Here is a 14,249-nt window from a genome sequence, read left to right as displayed (position 1 = left end):
CATCGTTGTATGCATTGAAAATATCAACATATTTTTACGAAGATTACAGTTGGGTTATGATACAAACATAATCTTAATATTCTATAGATCATTAGTACGTAGGTTCTCACTTCATGAAAAGTCGCTATTTACAACAAGGAATGTATGCTGCGGTATTTACGGTTGCTGCAGTACAGGTTAATGCTGCTTCACCAGTAGATTTTTCAAATCTCGTTGAGCAGGTGAGTCCTGCAGTTGTCAGTGTCAATGTTGTAAAAAAAATGACTCAGGAAGAGTTGTTACAGCAACAAGTGCCTGAAATTTTACGACGTTTTTTTGGCAATCAAGTCATTATTCCCCAACAACAGGGACCACAAGAAAAAACAGGTTATGGTGCTGCATTTTTCATTAGTAAAGATGGCTATTTGGTTACTAACCACCATGTGGTTGAAAATGCATCACGAATAACTATTATCCTAAATGATCGCCGAGAACTTGATGCAACTTTGGTGGGTAGTGATGAGCGCACTGATGTTGCTGTGCTTAAAGTAAATGGTGCAAATTTCCCAGAATTAAAAATTGGTAATGTAAATCAGCTAAAAGTTGGTGAACCTGTCCTAGCGATTGGATCACCTTTCGGTTTTGACTATTCTGCGTCGGCAGGTATTGTGAGTGCTAAATCGAGAAATATGAGTGGTGAAACATCGACTCCATATATTCAAACGGATGCTGCATTAAACCCAGGTAACTCAGGTGGTCCATTATTCAACCAACGTGGTGAAGTGGTTGGTGTGAACTCGCGGATTTTTAGTGGTACAGGCGGCTATATGGGTTTGTCATTCTCTATTCCTATTGATGTCGCGATGGATGTAGTCCAACAGCTTAAAACCAATGGTAAAGTGACTCGTTCATACCTTGGCGTGATGTTGCAAGATATTGATCGTAACCTTGCAGAAGCATACAAATTACCAAAACCAGAAGGCTCATTGATTAATCAGGTTACACCGAAGTCACCGGCTGAAAAAGCAGGTTTAAAGTCTGGGGATGTGATTTTAAAAATTAATGGTTCTTCTATTTCCCGTACTAGCGATTTGTTAAATGTATTAAATCGCGTGGCGCCTAGTCAGACTGTTCAATTAGAAGTATTACGTGACGATAAAGTCCGCACTATTTCAGCAACTTTAGGTACTGCACCAGACGATACGCCAGCCGCTGAGGATAAAAACAATCCAACCAGTGGTCTAGGAATGAGCATTCGTAATTTAACGCCTGAAGAGCAAGCGAAATTGGATGTCCGTGGTGGGATATTGGTGCAAGATGTTAAACGCGGTGGCTTGGCATCATTATCAAACATTGTTGCAGGTGATGTTATCCTTCAAGTAAATGGTACACCTATTTTAAATAGTCAAATGTTTGTAAAAACAATGGCGGCTCTACCAAAAAATAGTGTAGCTCGAGTCGCTATTATTCGCCAAGGCCAGCGTGCAATTTTAGGTTTACGTTTGCCTTAAGCTATAGTTAGTTTTTTAAAACCACCCTGAAATAGGGTGGTTTTTATTTTATAATGTATAAGTGTTTAGATTAGTGTATGCGCCTGAGCTTGGATTGACGAAATAAGTAGGTTTATGAGTACTATTTTTGATTTGAGAATAACTGTACAGCCTGAACATATTGATGTTTTAGGTCATGTCAATAACGTCATGTATATTCAGTGGATGCAAGATGTCGCAGCAGCGCATATTGAAAAATTAGGTTTAGGTCTAGCTCAATATTTAGAACTCAAACATGCAATGGTGGCGGTAGAGCATCATGTTCAATATCGGAAAGCAGCACTTGAAGGTGAAGAAATCATCTTACGGACATGGTTAGATGATATTAATGCGCTCTATTCCTTTCGTCAGTACGCATTTTACCGTCCAAAGGATCAAAGTGTTTTATTCGTAGGGAATACCAAATGGGCGTGTATTGAAATTACAACAGGTCGTCCAAAGCGTATGTCACCGAGTTTTACTCATGCCTACCAACCGATTGGGTTGGATTTAAATCCGATGGATTTTTCAACTTTATATGAGTAAATCGAAGGACTGAAATGACCATCTAGAGGCTTTGATGGGATAATTATTTTGAATACTTTGAAATGCTGTTCTGCTATAATCCCCAACAATTTTGTTAAACCGCTTTGGCTCATGACTTGTTATAAGTTTCGAGCATTCTATTTTGTTAAGGTAACCCATGGCGCAAGCTAAAAAATCCGTAGATATCAAAAATATACGTAATTTCTCGATTATTGCTCACATTGACCATGGTAAATCAACCTTGGCAGATCGATTCATTCAAATGTGTGGTGGTTTACAAGATCGCGAGATGCAAGCTCAAGTATTAGACTCTATGGAGCTTGAGCGTGAGCGTGGGATTACCATTAAGGCTGCATCGGTAACCTTGTATTACACCCATCCAAATGGTCAAGAGTATCAATTAAACTTTATTGATACACCAGGGCACGTCGACTTTTCTTATGAAGTGTCACGCTCTTTGGCCGCATGTGAAGGTGCGCTTTTAGTCGTCGATGCTGCGCAAGGTGTTGAGGCACAGTCAGTAGCAAACTGCTATACGGCAATTGAGCAAGGGTTAGAAGTTTTACCCATCTTAAATAAGATTGATTTACCTCAAGCTGAACCTGAGCGTGTCATTCACGAAATTGAAGAAATTATCGGGATTGAAGCGACAGATGCGCCAACCTGTTCAGCAAAAACGGGTTTGGGGGTTGAAGGTGTTTTAGAGCGCCTAGTTGATGTGATTCCAGCACCAGAAGGTGATCGCGATGCACCTTTACAAGCATTAATTATCGACTCATGGTTTGATAACTATTTAGGAGTTGTTTCTCTCGTTCGAATCAAACAAGGTCGTATCCGCAAGGGCGACAAAATGTTGGTGAAATCAACGGGGCAAACTCATCCAGTTACATCTGTTGGCGTATTCAATCCTAAACATACTGAAACAGATATTCTCGAAGCGGGTGAAGTTGGCTTCGTGATCGCTGGTATTAAAGATATTTTTGGTGCGCCTGTGGGCGATACAATTACTTTGTCGAACACACCAGATGTTGCTATTTTACCAGGTTTTAAAAAGGTTAAACCGCAGGTCTATGCGGGTCTTTTCCCAATTGATGCTAGTGACTTTGAACCATTCCGTGAAGCGCTACAAAAATTACAAATTAATGACTCAGCGCTGTTCTTTGAACCAGAAAGTTCAGATGCTTTAGGCTTTGGTTTCCGTTGTGGCTTCCTAGGCATGCTTCATATGGAAATTGTACAAGAGCGTTTAGAGCGTGAATACGATCTTGATCTAATCAGTTCTGCGCCGACAGTAATTTATGAAGCATTGACTAAAAAAGGCGATATTATTTATATCGACAGCCCATCAAAAATGCCTGATGGTTCAACAGTTGAAGATTTGCGTGAGCCGATTGCAGAGTGTCATATTCTTGTCCCACAAGAATATTTAGGTAATGTCATGACCTTGTGTATTGAACGTCGCGGTGTTCAAAAAGATATGAAATTCTTAGGTAATCAAGTTTCAATCACTTTTGAAATTCCTATGGCAGAAGTGGTCATGGATTTCTTTGATAAGTTGAAATCTTGTTCACGTGGTTTTGCATCTTTAGATTACAACTTCGTGCGTTTTGAGAGTTCAGCTTTAGTTAAGGTTGACGTGTTAATTAATAGCGAAAAGGTGGATGCTCTGGCAATGATTTGCCACCGTCAAGATGCGCGTCATCGCGGTATTGCTTTGGTTGAGAAGATGAAAGATTTGATTCCACGCCAAATGTATGATGTTGCAATTCAAGCAGCAATTGGTGCACAAATCATTGCACGCTCTACCGTAAAAGCCATGCGTAAGAATGTATTGGCAAAATGTTATGGTGGTGACGTTTCACGTAAGAAGAAACTTCTTGCGAAACAAAAGGAAGGTAAGAAACGTATGAAACAAGTAGGAAGTGTTGAAATTCCTCAAGAAGCGTTCTTAGCCGTATTGAAAGTGGATAGATAAAGAAAAGATGAGCGAGGTGGTTTTTCGAACCTCGCTACAAGACGAGCAGCTGTGCTGTGAGAGAGGGCGTGTGGATTTTGATTTTAATTTGATTCTGGTACCAGTTACACTAATTTTTTTTCTAGTGTGGCTACTCGATAAATTTGTACTAAAACAACGTGCAAATAAAGGGCGTGATCAGGAAAATTTTGTTATAACGTGGGCATATGATTTTTGGCCCGTGTTAGCAGTAGTCTTAATCCTTCGTTCTTTCTTATATGAACCATTTAATATCCCATCTGATTCTATGGTGCCCACCTTAGAAACAGGTGATTTTATTTTAGTAAATAAATTTGATTATGGTGTGCGTTTACCGATTGTAAATGCAAAAGTAATTGATGTAGGTGAGCCAAAACGTGGTGAAGTCATCGTATTTCGTTATCCACCACAACCAACCATTAGCTATATTAAGCGTGTGGTGGGTTTGCCAGGCGACCATATTCAGTTTAAAGCTGGACAATTAATTATTAACGGAAAGCAAATTGCTAAAGTCGCAACTGAATTTAAACGTGATAAAGATCAATTAGAAACTCCTACAGTTTATTACTTTAAAGAAACATTAGGTGAACACCAGCATTTAATTCGTTATTTAGATGGTCGTAATCCTTTAGCAGAACAATTTCAATTTGCAAAGTTACGTGGAGCTGACGCACTCGTTCCATTTGTTGCCAAAGAAAATAATGTTTTTATTCAAAGTAATGGGCAGGATTGGGAAGTAACTGTGCCGAAAGGACAGTATTTTGCAATGGGTGATAATAGAGATCAAAGTGCAGACAGTCGTTTTTGGGGATTTGTCCCTGAAGCGAATTTAACTGGTCGCGCTTTTTATATTTGGATGCATAAAGAACCTGGTTTTAACCTGCCAAGTTTCAATCGCAATGGTAAGATTAACTAATAAAAATACATAGGAAGTATGCAGATGCGTAAATCTCAACAAGGGGCATCCTATATCGCGATATTATTCGGAATTATTTTCTTTGCGATATTTGTAAAGGCGGCAGTTGCAATATGGCCCGCCTATTGGGATGACAAAATTATTGATACTCAAATTGAAGGATTATTAAAAGATAGTCCTAAAAATATTACACCAAGTAAATTTTATACTCAGATGGATCAACGTTTAGAGATGAATAATATTCGTGATATACATTTCAAGGATATTGCTGAAGTTACTTATAAAGATGATTTAGTTGTAATGAAAAAGTATGAAGTGCGTAAGCCTTTCGTATTGAATATTAGTTTAGTGATGAATTTTGAGAAGACTTTTGACCAAAAATCTGCAAACCAAACTCAATGATACACGGCTGCAAGGTCGAATAGGTTACCAGTTTAAACAGTTTGAATTGTTAAAACTGGCTTTGACCCATCGTTCGGTCAGCCATAAACATAATTATGAACGCCTAGAATTTCTAGGCGATGCATTATTAGGAATGATCGTTGCAAATTATTTGTACAATACCTATCCGTCGGAAAATGAAGGTCGTTTAACGCGAATGCGTGCGACTTTGGTTCGACAGGAAGCATTAGGGAAAATCGCAAGTGATTTGCAACTCAGTCGGTCATTAATTTTAAGCACAGGTGAGTTAAAATCAGGTGGACACCACCGAGAGTCAATTCTGGCTGATACGGTTGAAGCCATTATTGGTGCTATTTATCTAGACAGTAATGATCTCAACTTGCTCGAACGCATTGTGTTAAAATGGTATGAACCATATCTTGATCATATCGAACCGACAGATCAGCTGAAAGACCCTAAATCACGTTTGCAAGAGTATTTACAAGCACGTAAAAAACCTCTCCCAGTTTACGAGGTTGTAGATATTCAGGGTGATGCCCCGAATCAACATTTCAAAGTGGAATGTGATGTGGCGGGATTGCCAAAAATTATAGGCGAGGGCTCAAGTCGTCGTTTTGCCGAACAAACGGCAGCGGCAGAGATTTTAAAATTATTGGAGCAATAACCTGATGTCTCATTCAGAAGAAAATAAGCCAGAAGCAACTGAACAGCAAGATGGCAATAATCTAGTTGATCAATTTTTTAGTTCTCAAGGAACGACCATTCCTTCAGATTTCAAAAGCGGTTTTGTTGCAATCGTTGGACGTCCAAACGTGGGTAAGTCAACTTTGATGAACCATATCTTGGGTCAAAAACTATCGATTACTTCGCGTAAGCCACAAACTACACGCCATAAGATCGTAGGGATTGATTCACGTGAGAAATCACAGGCTGTATTTGTAGATACCCCTGGGATGCATAAAAAAGAAGTACGTGCCATCAATAAAATGATGAATCGTGCGGCACACTCTGCTTTGCGTGATGTGAATCTGGTTTTATTTGTGGTTGATGCACAAAAGTGGACGCAAAACGATGAATTGGTTTTGGAAAAACTTAAAAATGCAGATATGCCTGTGATCCTCGTGATCAATAAACTTGATACATTTGAAAATAAAAATGAGGCTTTACCGCTAATTCGAGAGCGTGCCAAGCTCATGAATTTTGCTGAAATTGTTCCGGTTTCAGCATTGCGTGGTGCAAATCTAGATCATTTGCGTGACACCATTGAAAAATATTTGCCATATCAACCACCATTGTATTCATTAGATCAGATTACCGATCGTTCTGAGCGTTTCCTTGCAAGTGAGATCATTCGTGAGAAAATTATGCGTCAGTTAGGTGAAGAGCTGCCGTATGATTTAACGGTTCAAATTGAATCATTTAAAACTGAAGAAGCAGCCGTAAATGAAAAAACAGGTCGTTTAAAGCCGCCATGTACGTATATTGATGCAACCATTTTTGTAGAACGCCAAGGGCAAAAAGCAATTGTGATTGGTGATAAAGGTGCGAAGCTGAAAAGCATCGGCATGGATGCACGTACAGATATGGAAAAAATGTTTGAGCAAAAAATTATGCTAACGCTTTGGGTGAAAGTCAAAGGTGGTTGGTCTGATGATGAGCGTGCACTCAAAAGCTTGGGTTATAGCGATATTTAATCGCATTTAAGACAATTGAAACAGGTATGAAAATAACAATCCGTGTACTCGCAATCGTAACATGCATCTTCATGTTGCAAGGCTGTATTCACAAGCTTGTGACTGTACCTGTTAAAGTTGCTTATAAGACCACTAAAGGTGTTGTTAAAGGAACTGCTGCGGTTGTTGGCGCAGTGATTCCCGATGGCGATGATGAAGAAAAGGATGAGAAAAAGAAGGACTAGTCTCGTACTATGATGCGCAATGAAGTCCTACATGGTTATTTGATTCATCATCGTAAATATCGTGAAAAAAGCCATATTGTGCATTTATTTACACAAGAATATGGTCGGGTGGATGGGATTCTAAGACAGACCCCACCGCCGCAATATCAGCCTATTCGTCTGCATGCCACAGGCAAATCTGAACTAAAAAACTTCACAAAACTGGAAATTCTGAATCAACCTGTATTCTTTCATGGTGATGCATTTTTTGCTGGTTTTTATTTAAATGAAATTCTATTGCGACTATGTCCCTTAGAAGAGATGATGCCGCAAACATTTGAACAATATCAGTTAATTTTAGTGCTGTTACAGCAATTGGCGACACACGAACAAGCTGCTGTATTTCTTAGGCAGATTTTGCGTCAATTTGAGCATGTACTATTGGTGGAACTTGGTTACGCCATTGATTTCTCAACAGATGCGAGTCAACAAGACATTCAGGTCAACCAGCATTATCAATTTCAGCTCAATGATGGTTTTTTACCAGTTTCGCAAGCTTCGCGTTCAACACTTGATGGTAGATTGATTACATCTATGCAAAGTTATGAAGATGGGCAGGATTTTTCTCACGAACAATTGCAATTATTGGGTAAACTATACCGTCAAATGATTAGCGCCTTGTTGGGTGATCGACCGCTGAAAAGCCGTCAACTTTGGATTCAAAGTACACAAACTTGATATTCCTGATGTATTGAAAATAATGATTCAGGGCTAAACCGATAGGATATTTTTATGGCTGCAATCTTAGGTGTAAACATTGATCATGTTGCGACATTAAGACAAGCACGTGGTACAACTTACCCTGATCCAGTTCAGGCTGCTTTGTTGTGTGAACAGGCTGGTGCTGAGGGGATTACTTTACATTTGCGTGAAGATCGCCGTCATATACAAGATGATGATGTACGTCGTATGCGTCCATTATTAAAAACCCGCATGAATTTGGAATTGGCGGTAACTGATGAAATGGTTGCGTTTGCCAAAGAGATTCAACCCCAGCATGTGTGTTTCGTGCCTGAACGCCGTCAGGAAGTGACCACCGAAGGTGGATTGGACGTGATTGGGCATTTTGAAAAAGTGAAGGCGGCAACTGAAGCACTGAAAGCGATTGGCAGTGATGTGTCTTTGTTTATCGATGCAGATTTTGCACAAATTGACGCAGCCGTCGCATGTGGTGCACCAACCATTGAAATCCATACGGGTGCTTATGCTGATGCCGAGACAGATGAGCAGCAACAAGCTGAATTATCTCGTATTATCAAAGGTGCTGAATATGCAGCAGCTAAAGGTTTGGTTGTGAATGCTGGACATGGTTTGAATTTGGATAATGTGGCAGCGATTGCAGCAATTCCACAAATTCATGAACTCAACATTGGTCATTCGATTATTGCCGATAGTGTATTTGTTGGTTTGGCTCAAGCAGTAACAGATATGAAAGCAGCGATTCAGGCTGCTGCGAGATAAGTTGATGAGTAGTGTAAATTATGATGAGTTGATGCAACCTGTCATTGCATTTTTAGGGTGTACCACTCCTCAGGCGTGGCTAGATGAAGCGGTGAATAACCTTGACATCTTAATGCAAGACCATGCCAACTGTGAGAAAAAAGCGGCAAGTACAGCGATGAACCTGATGTTTCGCTATAGCTTTTTTACCGACTTACAAGTGAAATTGGCGCAATTGGTGCGTGAAGAAATGCTGCATTATGAGCAGGTTTTGGAATTCATGAACAAACGTGGCCAAGAGTGGAAGGGTTTGAGTGCAGGGCGCTATGCAGGTGGATTACGTAAAGAAATCCGTACTTATGAACCTGAAGCATTGATTGATGTGATGATTATTGGCGCATTTGTCGAAGCACGCTCGTGTGAGCGCTTCTATGCGCTGGCACCTGTTGTAGACGATGAACTTGGACGTTACTATCGTTACTTGCTTAAATCGGAATCTCGTCATTTTGAGGACTATTTGGCTTTAGCTTTAGATGTTGCAAAAACTGCCAAACTTAAAGATCCAGAAGAAAATATTCAGCAGCGGATTGAATATATCCGTGAAGTGGAAAAGAATCTAATTTTAACGCCAGATGATACGTTCCGTTTCCATAGCGGTGTGCCAAGGCGGGTTGCTGCCTAAGTTGAGTTAAAAGACAAAAATGCTTCTGTTGATCAGGAGCTTTTTTATTAGTCATTTTTTGTTATTAAGTAATAAAAAAGCCCTGATTATTGATCAGGGCTTTTAGAATCTTGGCTCTTCCACCTGGGCTCGAACCAGGGACCTGCGGATTAACAGTCCGTCGCTCTACCGACTGAGCTATGGAAGAATAGTGGATTGGCTCTCCAACCTGGGCTCGAACCAGGGACCTGCGGATTAACAGTCCGTCGCTCTACCGACTGAGCTATTGGAGAATCTGACGCGCATTTTAGGGATGAATTTCAGATGCGTCAATAAGAATAATAAATAAAATGAATCGTTTGCTTGATAAATATGCTTTTTAATTTTTAATTATAAAAAAACTGCCCGAAGTGGGCAGTTTTTATTCAAGAAATAAAAATTATTTCTCAACACCTGCTGGTTGACCAGCAAGTTTTGCATTTGCATAGTCCCAGTTCACTAGGCTTTCTAGGAAAGTTGCGATGTATTTTGGACGTAAGTTACGGAAGTCGATGTAGTAAGCATGTTCCCAAACGTCGATTGTTAATACTGCGATTTGACCGTGAGCAAGTGGAGTATCTGCATTTGCAGTTTTAGTAATTGATAATTTACCATTTACTTCGTCAGCAACTAACCAAGCCCAACCTGAACCGAATTGAGTCGTTGCAGCAGCAGTGAATTCTTCTGCAAATTTTTCATAGCTACCAAAAGCTTCTTCGATTTTAGCTGCGATTGCGCCAGTTGGTTTACCACCACCGTTTGGTTTCATGCTGTTCCAGTAGAATGTGTGGTTCCATACTTGTGCAGCATTGTTAAAGATACCTGCTTTAGAAGCGTCACCAGCAGATGCTTTGATGATTTCTTCTAAAGTTTTACCTTCAAGGTCAGTGCCTTTGATTAGGTTGTTTAAGTTAACAACATAAGTATTGTGATGTTTATCGTGATGGTATTCTAAAGTTTCGCGAGTAATGTGCGGAGCTAAGTCATCATAGCCATATGGAAGTGCAGGTAAAGTAATGGTTGTCATGTTCCAATCCTTGCAATTGCTGGGTTTTAAGTTAAGTGGCTCTATTGTAAATGATTCCAAACATAATAGGGCAGTCTTTTAAAGAACGATATACAATAAAGGTTCAATTAAAAACGATAAATAAAATCGGATTCGTCAATTCTATTAAATTGGATTATTTAGTTCAAAATAGATCGTTTCTACAGCAAACTGATTTGTAATTGCTTGAGCAAGACATTGTACGCCATATCGTTCAGTTGCATGATGACCACAGGCAAAATAATGAACCCCTAATTCTTTAGCTTCATAAAAAGTACGCTCACTGACTTCGCCAGAAATATAAGCATCACAATCTTTTTCTGCTGCTTTATTAATAAAATCTTGAGCGCCGCCTGTGCAAAATCCTACTTTTTGGATTTGAGTTTTCTCGCTCGGCAAATGAATCACATTAAAATCAAAAATAGCCTGTAAATTTGTTTTAAATTGCTCTGGGCTTAATGGACTTTCCAAATAGCCTATATTTCCAATCGGATGCTTTTCGAATGGATCTAAAGCTTCTAGTTTTTGTAAACCGATTAAATCTGCAATTGCGGCATTATTGCCAAGTGTGGGATGTGAGTCTAAAGGCAAATGGTAGGCGATCAAAGAGATGTTGTTCTGAATTAATTTTTTGATTCGATTACCACGCATACCTGTAATAGGGTAGGCTTCACCTTTCCAAAAGTAACCATGATGGACAAGTAAGGCATCTGCTTGCTGCGCAATAGCTGCATTAATTGCATCTTCTGAGGCTGTAACAGCACAGACTATTTTATTTACATCAGGCGTGCCTTCAATTTGTAAGCCATTGGGTGCGTAATCTTTAAACTCACTAACTTTTAAAGTTTGATTACACCATTGCACAATATCATGCAAATTTGCCATGCGATTCCTCAACTGAATGACATTTATAGATTCAGCTTAATAAAAGCATATTTTTAAATGTAACTAAAGCTAGACAAAACTTTTTTAACTTTTACATTGCTTTAAATCAATTTACTTTACAATATCTGAAAGTTGTTGTTCTTCTTCAATAAATAAACTTGTCCATAACATAATTTTGCCTAGAGGATAATAAACGTGCGCCGTGCATTTATATGGTTACCTTGGGTTTTACTCGTTGTTGTTATATTTAGTTTTCTGGCTTGGCAGAAATCACATCAGCCGAAACCAACAGTCGCTGCTGATGGCGTCAAAATGCCTGCTGAAAAGGTTGAACCTCTGATTGATACAACTCGAACAGGTGGTGTTGTTTCGTATAGTGCTGCCGTAAAAGTTGCTTCGCCTGCTGTGGTGAATATCTTTACCACTCAGAAAGTGAAACAGATGAATCATCCTTTATTGAATGATCCTGTATTTCGTGAGTTTTTTGGTAATCAAGCCCCTCAACAGCCTCAAAATGAAAATAGTTTAGGTTCAGGTGTTATCGTTCGTGCAGATGGTTATATTCTAACGAATAATCATGTGATTGCTCAGGCAGAGCATATTGTGGTGGCATTGCATGATGGTCGTCGTGCTGAAGCGAAAGTCATTGGTACAGATCCTGATACTGATTTAGCTGTGATTAAAATTGAGTTAGACAAGCTTCCTGTCCTACCGTTTAAACTCAGTGGCAATGAAGTTGGCGATGTTGTACTTGCAATCGGTAATCCATTTGGCGTGGGACAAACAGTTACGCAAGGGATTATTTCGGCGACAGGTCGTTCAGATTTAGGTATCAATACCTATGAAGACTTTATTCAAACTGATGCGGCGATCAATCCAGGTAATTCAGGTGGTGCATTAATTGACGTTGCGGGGAATTTAATCGGCGTAAATACTGCGATTTTCTCTCAATCAGGCGGTTCGTTAGGGATTGGTTTTGCAATTCCAGCGAAAATTTGTCAGCAAGTATTAAATTCAATTTTGAAAGATGGTCGTGTTGTTCGTGGTTGGTTAGGTATTAGCTTAATTCCTAATACCATGAATGAGGACGTATTGGCTGCGAAACCTGTTGGAGTCGTTGTTGCTGATGTCTTGCGTGATGGTCCAGCCGATGCTGCGGGAGTGAAGCGTGGTGATAAAATTATTCAAGTCAATAATGAGCAAATTACTTCAGCTTCACATTTAATCAACTATGTTGCATTGCAAGCACCACAAAGTGTGATTGATGTGGTGGTTGAACGCGATGGTAAGCAACAGAGCATGCAAGTTAAAGTTGGAGAGAGAAAAACCCAACAAAACGCGCAGTCGCAATATATCCCATTGCCTAAGCCTCAAGACTAATATGATCTTATGATTTAATTTGAATATGAAAGGCTACTGAGGTAGCCTTTTTATTTATGAAAAGAAAAAAGCTTGCTGATAAAGGTCGATCAGCAAGCTTTTTGCAAATTTTGGAGTTTTTTATTTTTTATTACACCATCGAAATTTGATGATTTGATGACAGTTTTTTATAATTAGATTACAACGACTCAATATCAGTATTTATAATCCATTTGCAACCATAACTTTTGAGTATCTACAGAAAACTCTTCCGCTTGATAATCTGAGAATTTTGCTAGGGCAGACAAACCTTTAATAGGCAAAGCATGAGAATAAGAAATAGAGAATTCTTGACCATAATCCATATTTTTTTCATCGCTACGATATTGATGTAGTTCAGTGCCTAATTTACCTTTATCAAATACATTAAAACTTGATGAAATGTACAAGTCAGTTAAACCATTCACGGGCGTTGTCAAGAATAAGTCAGCCCATCCGTTAAACTTATGTTTAGTCGCTAATGGGGTTTGAAATGCAATTTTTCCATCATCACTACCAAGCACTTCATAGCCAAGTGTGATTTCACCCAGTGCTGAGCCTTTATCCGTGATGCTATAACCTAATTCTAATCCATAATAATCAGCATCATAATTTATAGGTTGCTCAGCATATTCACTTTGTTTGGCATATTCAGCAACGTATCTAAAATTGTTTTTCTTACCTGTTAAGCGTAAGCCATAGGTTTGATTTGACCAAGCACTTAAATCCTCGAAATCCATCAAATACCCATATAGTGTTGCGTTCAACAATGGGTTGTAATTCATTTTAGCTTGAATTAAGTGAATTTGACTGTTTTGTTTACCATCTTGGGCTGCTACAAATTTAGGTTTTACATCTTCACTACCAAAAATAGTATTGACTTGATTAATATAGCCATAATACAAACCAAACTCTTTGCAAGGTTTAATATTTAAGCTAATCGCATCAAAGGTTTGATCATTTTGACGCCAAGCTACGGAGCCTACAAAGCGCTGATTATCTAAATTAATAGCTTGACGACCAATACTTAAATCAAACTTTGGACTATAAGCATATTTTAAATAAGCTTGATTCAATTGTAGGTTTTGAGGATCAGGGACTGTACTGTAGTTTGTTTCAGCATTACGTGTGCTATTGAAATGATCATTAATTTCGACAGTTCCTTCTCCTTGCACAAATGCGCTTAAGCCATGCCATGTGCCAGTTTCCAGTGAAGGGCGTAGTCTCAAAGTCCAAGCATCAGCATTTTTTAGTTGGTTATCTTGGTCAACTAATTCGTAACGTAAGCGACTATCGAGAGAAAATTGAGTTTGACTTAAAAAGTTATCTGCGGCAAATGTCGTAGTTGTTAAAACACTGAGCATAGCAAAGCTAAGAAGATTCAATTTCATATTGAGACCCCTGAGAGATTATAATTTCTGGATTTAATTTTGATTGTGCAGGGGAAAGGTAAGTTTCC

The 14,249-nt window shown here is 39.1% G+C and carries 15 protein-coding genes and 2 tRNA genes; 12 read left to right on the top strand and 5 right to left on the bottom strand.

Annotated features, from left to right (window positions below; genetic code table 11):
• Positions 1 to 113: 113 nt before the first annotated feature.
• The 11 genes from CDG55_RS10110 to CDG55_RS10060 all read left to right on the top strand — a co-directional run bounded on the left by CDG55_RS10110 (position 114) and on the right by CDG55_RS10060 (position 9,444).
• Positions 114 to 1,490 carry a Do family serine endopeptidase gene (locus CDG55_RS10110; protein WP_087536431.1) on the top strand — a complete coding sequence of 459 codons (1,377 nt, stop codon included), beginning with the start codon at positions 114 to 116 and terminating at the stop codon, positions 1,488 to 1,490.
• Between the two features lie 114 nt (positions 1,491 to 1,604).
• The gene (locus CDG55_RS10105) at positions 1,605 to 2,054 is read left to right on the top strand and encodes an acyl-CoA thioesterase (protein WP_087536432.1); all 450 of its coding nucleotides are present in this window, start codon (positions 1,605 to 1,607) and stop codon (positions 2,052 to 2,054) included.
• A gap of 157 nt (positions 2,055 to 2,211) precedes the next feature.
• Positions 2,212 to 4,029, top strand: coding sequence for a translation elongation factor 4 (gene lepA, locus CDG55_RS10100; RefSeq protein WP_087536433.1), 1,818 nt, complete (start codon positions 2,212 to 2,214; stop codon positions 4,027 to 4,029).
• 70 nt (positions 4,030 to 4,099) lie between these two features.
• Positions 4,100 to 4,963, top strand: coding sequence for a signal peptidase I (gene lepB, locus CDG55_RS10095; protein ID WP_087536448.1), 864 nt, complete (start codon positions 4,100 to 4,102; stop codon positions 4,961 to 4,963).
• Positions 4,964 to 4,987: 24 nt separating this feature from the next.
• Positions 4,988 to 5,365: a DUF4845 domain-containing protein gene (locus CDG55_RS10090; RefSeq protein ID WP_087536434.1), complete on the top strand. Its 378-nt coding sequence runs from the start codon at positions 4,988 to 4,990 to the stop codon at positions 5,363 to 5,365.
• Entirely contained in the window at positions 5,334 to 6,029 is a 696-nt protein-coding gene (rnc, locus tag CDG55_RS10085) for a ribonuclease III (protein WP_087536435.1), read from the top strand. Before CDG55_RS10090 ends, rnc begins: the two co-directional genes overlap by 32 nt.
• Positions 6,030 to 6,033: 4 nt before the next feature.
• Positions 6,034 to 7,059, top strand: a complete 1,026-nt coding sequence (gene era / locus CDG55_RS10080; RefSeq protein WP_005161120.1) for a GTPase Era — start codon at positions 6,034 to 6,036, stop codon at positions 7,057 to 7,059.
• 26 nt (positions 7,060 to 7,085) lie between these two features.
• Positions 7,086 to 7,283 (top strand): NF038104 family lipoprotein, encoded by a 198-nt coding sequence (locus CDG55_RS10075; RefSeq protein WP_087536436.1) that lies wholly within the window; start codon positions 7,086 to 7,088, stop codon positions 7,281 to 7,283.
• Positions 7,284 to 7,292: 9 nt separating this feature from the next.
• On the top strand, positions 7,293 to 8,000 hold the full coding sequence (recO, locus tag CDG55_RS10070; protein ID WP_087536437.1) for a DNA repair protein RecO: 708 nt from the start codon (positions 7,293 to 7,295) through the stop codon (positions 7,998 to 8,000).
• Between the two features lie 54 nt (positions 8,001 to 8,054).
• The gene (gene pdxJ / locus CDG55_RS10065; RefSeq protein WP_087536438.1) at positions 8,055 to 8,783 is read left to right on the top strand and encodes a pyridoxine 5'-phosphate synthase; all 729 of its coding nucleotides are present in this window, start codon (positions 8,055 to 8,057) and stop codon (positions 8,781 to 8,783) included.
• A 4-nt stretch (positions 8,784 to 8,787) separates the two neighbouring features.
• A complete protein-coding gene (locus CDG55_RS10060; protein WP_087536439.1) occupies positions 8,788 to 9,444 on the top strand; it encodes a tRNA-(ms[2]io[6]A)-hydroxylase in 657 nt (218 codons plus the stop codon).
• A gap of 111 nt (positions 9,445 to 9,555) precedes the next feature.
• Here the strand turns inward: CDG55_RS10060 and CDG55_RS10055 are convergent.
• The 4 genes from CDG55_RS10055 to CDG55_RS10040 form a co-directional block, all read right to left on the bottom strand.
• A tRNA-Asn gene (locus tag CDG55_RS10055) sits at positions 9,556 to 9,631 on the bottom strand.
• A gap of 9 nt (positions 9,632 to 9,640) precedes the next feature.
• Positions 9,641 to 9,716, bottom strand: a tRNA-Asn gene (locus CDG55_RS10050).
• 146 nt (positions 9,717 to 9,862) lie between these two features.
• Entirely contained in the window at positions 9,863 to 10,489 is a 627-nt protein-coding gene (locus CDG55_RS10045; protein WP_004670542.1) for a superoxide dismutase, read from the bottom strand.
• A 144-nt stretch (positions 10,490 to 10,633) separates the two neighbouring features.
• Positions 10,634 to 11,392 carry a Nif3-like dinuclear metal center hexameric protein gene (locus CDG55_RS10040; protein WP_087536440.1) on the bottom strand — a complete coding sequence of 253 codons (759 nt, stop codon included), beginning with the start codon at positions 11,390 to 11,392 and terminating at the stop codon, positions 10,634 to 10,636.
• 195 nt (positions 11,393 to 11,587) lie between these two features.
• On the opposite strand from CDG55_RS10040, the gene CDG55_RS10035 reads away from it, so the two are divergent.
• On the top strand, positions 11,588 to 12,772 hold the full coding sequence (locus tag CDG55_RS10035; RefSeq protein ID WP_087536441.1) for a trypsin-like peptidase domain-containing protein: 1,185 nt from the start codon (positions 11,588 to 11,590) through the stop codon (positions 12,770 to 12,772).
• 194 nt (positions 12,773 to 12,966) lie between these two features.
• Here the strand turns inward: CDG55_RS10035 and CDG55_RS10030 are convergent, their stop codons facing one another.
• On the bottom strand, positions 12,967 to 14,181 hold the full coding sequence (locus tag CDG55_RS10030; RefSeq protein WP_087536442.1) for an alginate export family protein: 1,215 nt from the start codon (positions 14,179 to 14,181) through the stop codon (positions 12,967 to 12,969).
• Positions 14,182 to 14,249 lie beyond the last annotated feature (68 nt).

The organism is Acinetobacter sp. WCHA45 (assembly GCF_002165255.2).
In the GTDB taxonomy this organism is placed as follows: domain Bacteria; phylum Pseudomonadota; class Gammaproteobacteria; order Pseudomonadales; family Moraxellaceae; genus Acinetobacter.
Note: the sequence above shows the minus strand (reverse complement) of the source record. Positions and strands in the feature narration are given on the sequence as shown.

What these genes read in the sequence shown, in the direction of transcription:
- pdxJ (WP_087536438.1), top strand. Translation starts at nt 8,055, where the DNA reads ATGGCTGCAATCTTAGGTGTAAACATTGATCATGTTGCGACATTAAGA.
- CDG55_RS10060 (WP_087536439.1), top strand. Translation starts at nt 8,788, where the DNA reads ATGAGTAGTGTAAATTATGATGAGTTGATGCAACCTGTCATTGCATTT.
- CDG55_RS10030 (WP_087536442.1), bottom strand. Translation starts at nt 14,181, where the DNA reads ATGAAATTGAATCTTCTTAGCTTTGCTATGCTCAGTGTTTTAACAACT.
- CDG55_RS10090 (WP_087536434.1), top strand. Translation starts at nt 4,988, where the DNA reads ATGCGTAAATCTCAACAAGGGGCATCCTATATCGCGATATTATTCGGA.
- CDG55_RS10075 (WP_087536436.1), top strand. Translation starts at nt 7,086, where the DNA reads ATGAAAATAACAATCCGTGTACTCGCAATCGTAACATGCATCTTCATG.
- CDG55_RS10105 (WP_087536432.1), top strand. Translation starts at nt 1,605, where the DNA reads ATGAGTACTATTTTTGATTTGAGAATAACTGTACAGCCTGAACATATT.
- era (WP_005161120.1), top strand. Translation starts at nt 6,034, where the DNA reads ATGTCTCATTCAGAAGAAAATAAGCCAGAAGCAACTGAACAGCAAGAT.
- CDG55_RS10110 (WP_087536431.1), top strand. Translation starts at nt 114, where the DNA reads ATGAAAAGTCGCTATTTACAACAAGGAATGTATGCTGCGGTATTTACG.
- CDG55_RS10045 (WP_004670542.1), bottom strand. Translation starts at nt 10,489, where the DNA reads ATGACAACCATTACTTTACCTGCACTTCCATATGGCTATGATGACTTA.
- CDG55_RS10040 (WP_087536440.1), bottom strand. Translation starts at nt 11,392, where the DNA reads ATGGCAAATTTGCATGATATTGTGCAATGGTGTAATCAAACTTTAAAA.
- recO (WP_087536437.1), top strand. Translation starts at nt 7,293, where the DNA reads ATGATGCGCAATGAAGTCCTACATGGTTATTTGATTCATCATCGTAAA.
- lepA (WP_087536433.1), top strand. Translation starts at nt 2,212, where the DNA reads ATGGCGCAAGCTAAAAAATCCGTAGATATCAAAAATATACGTAATTTC.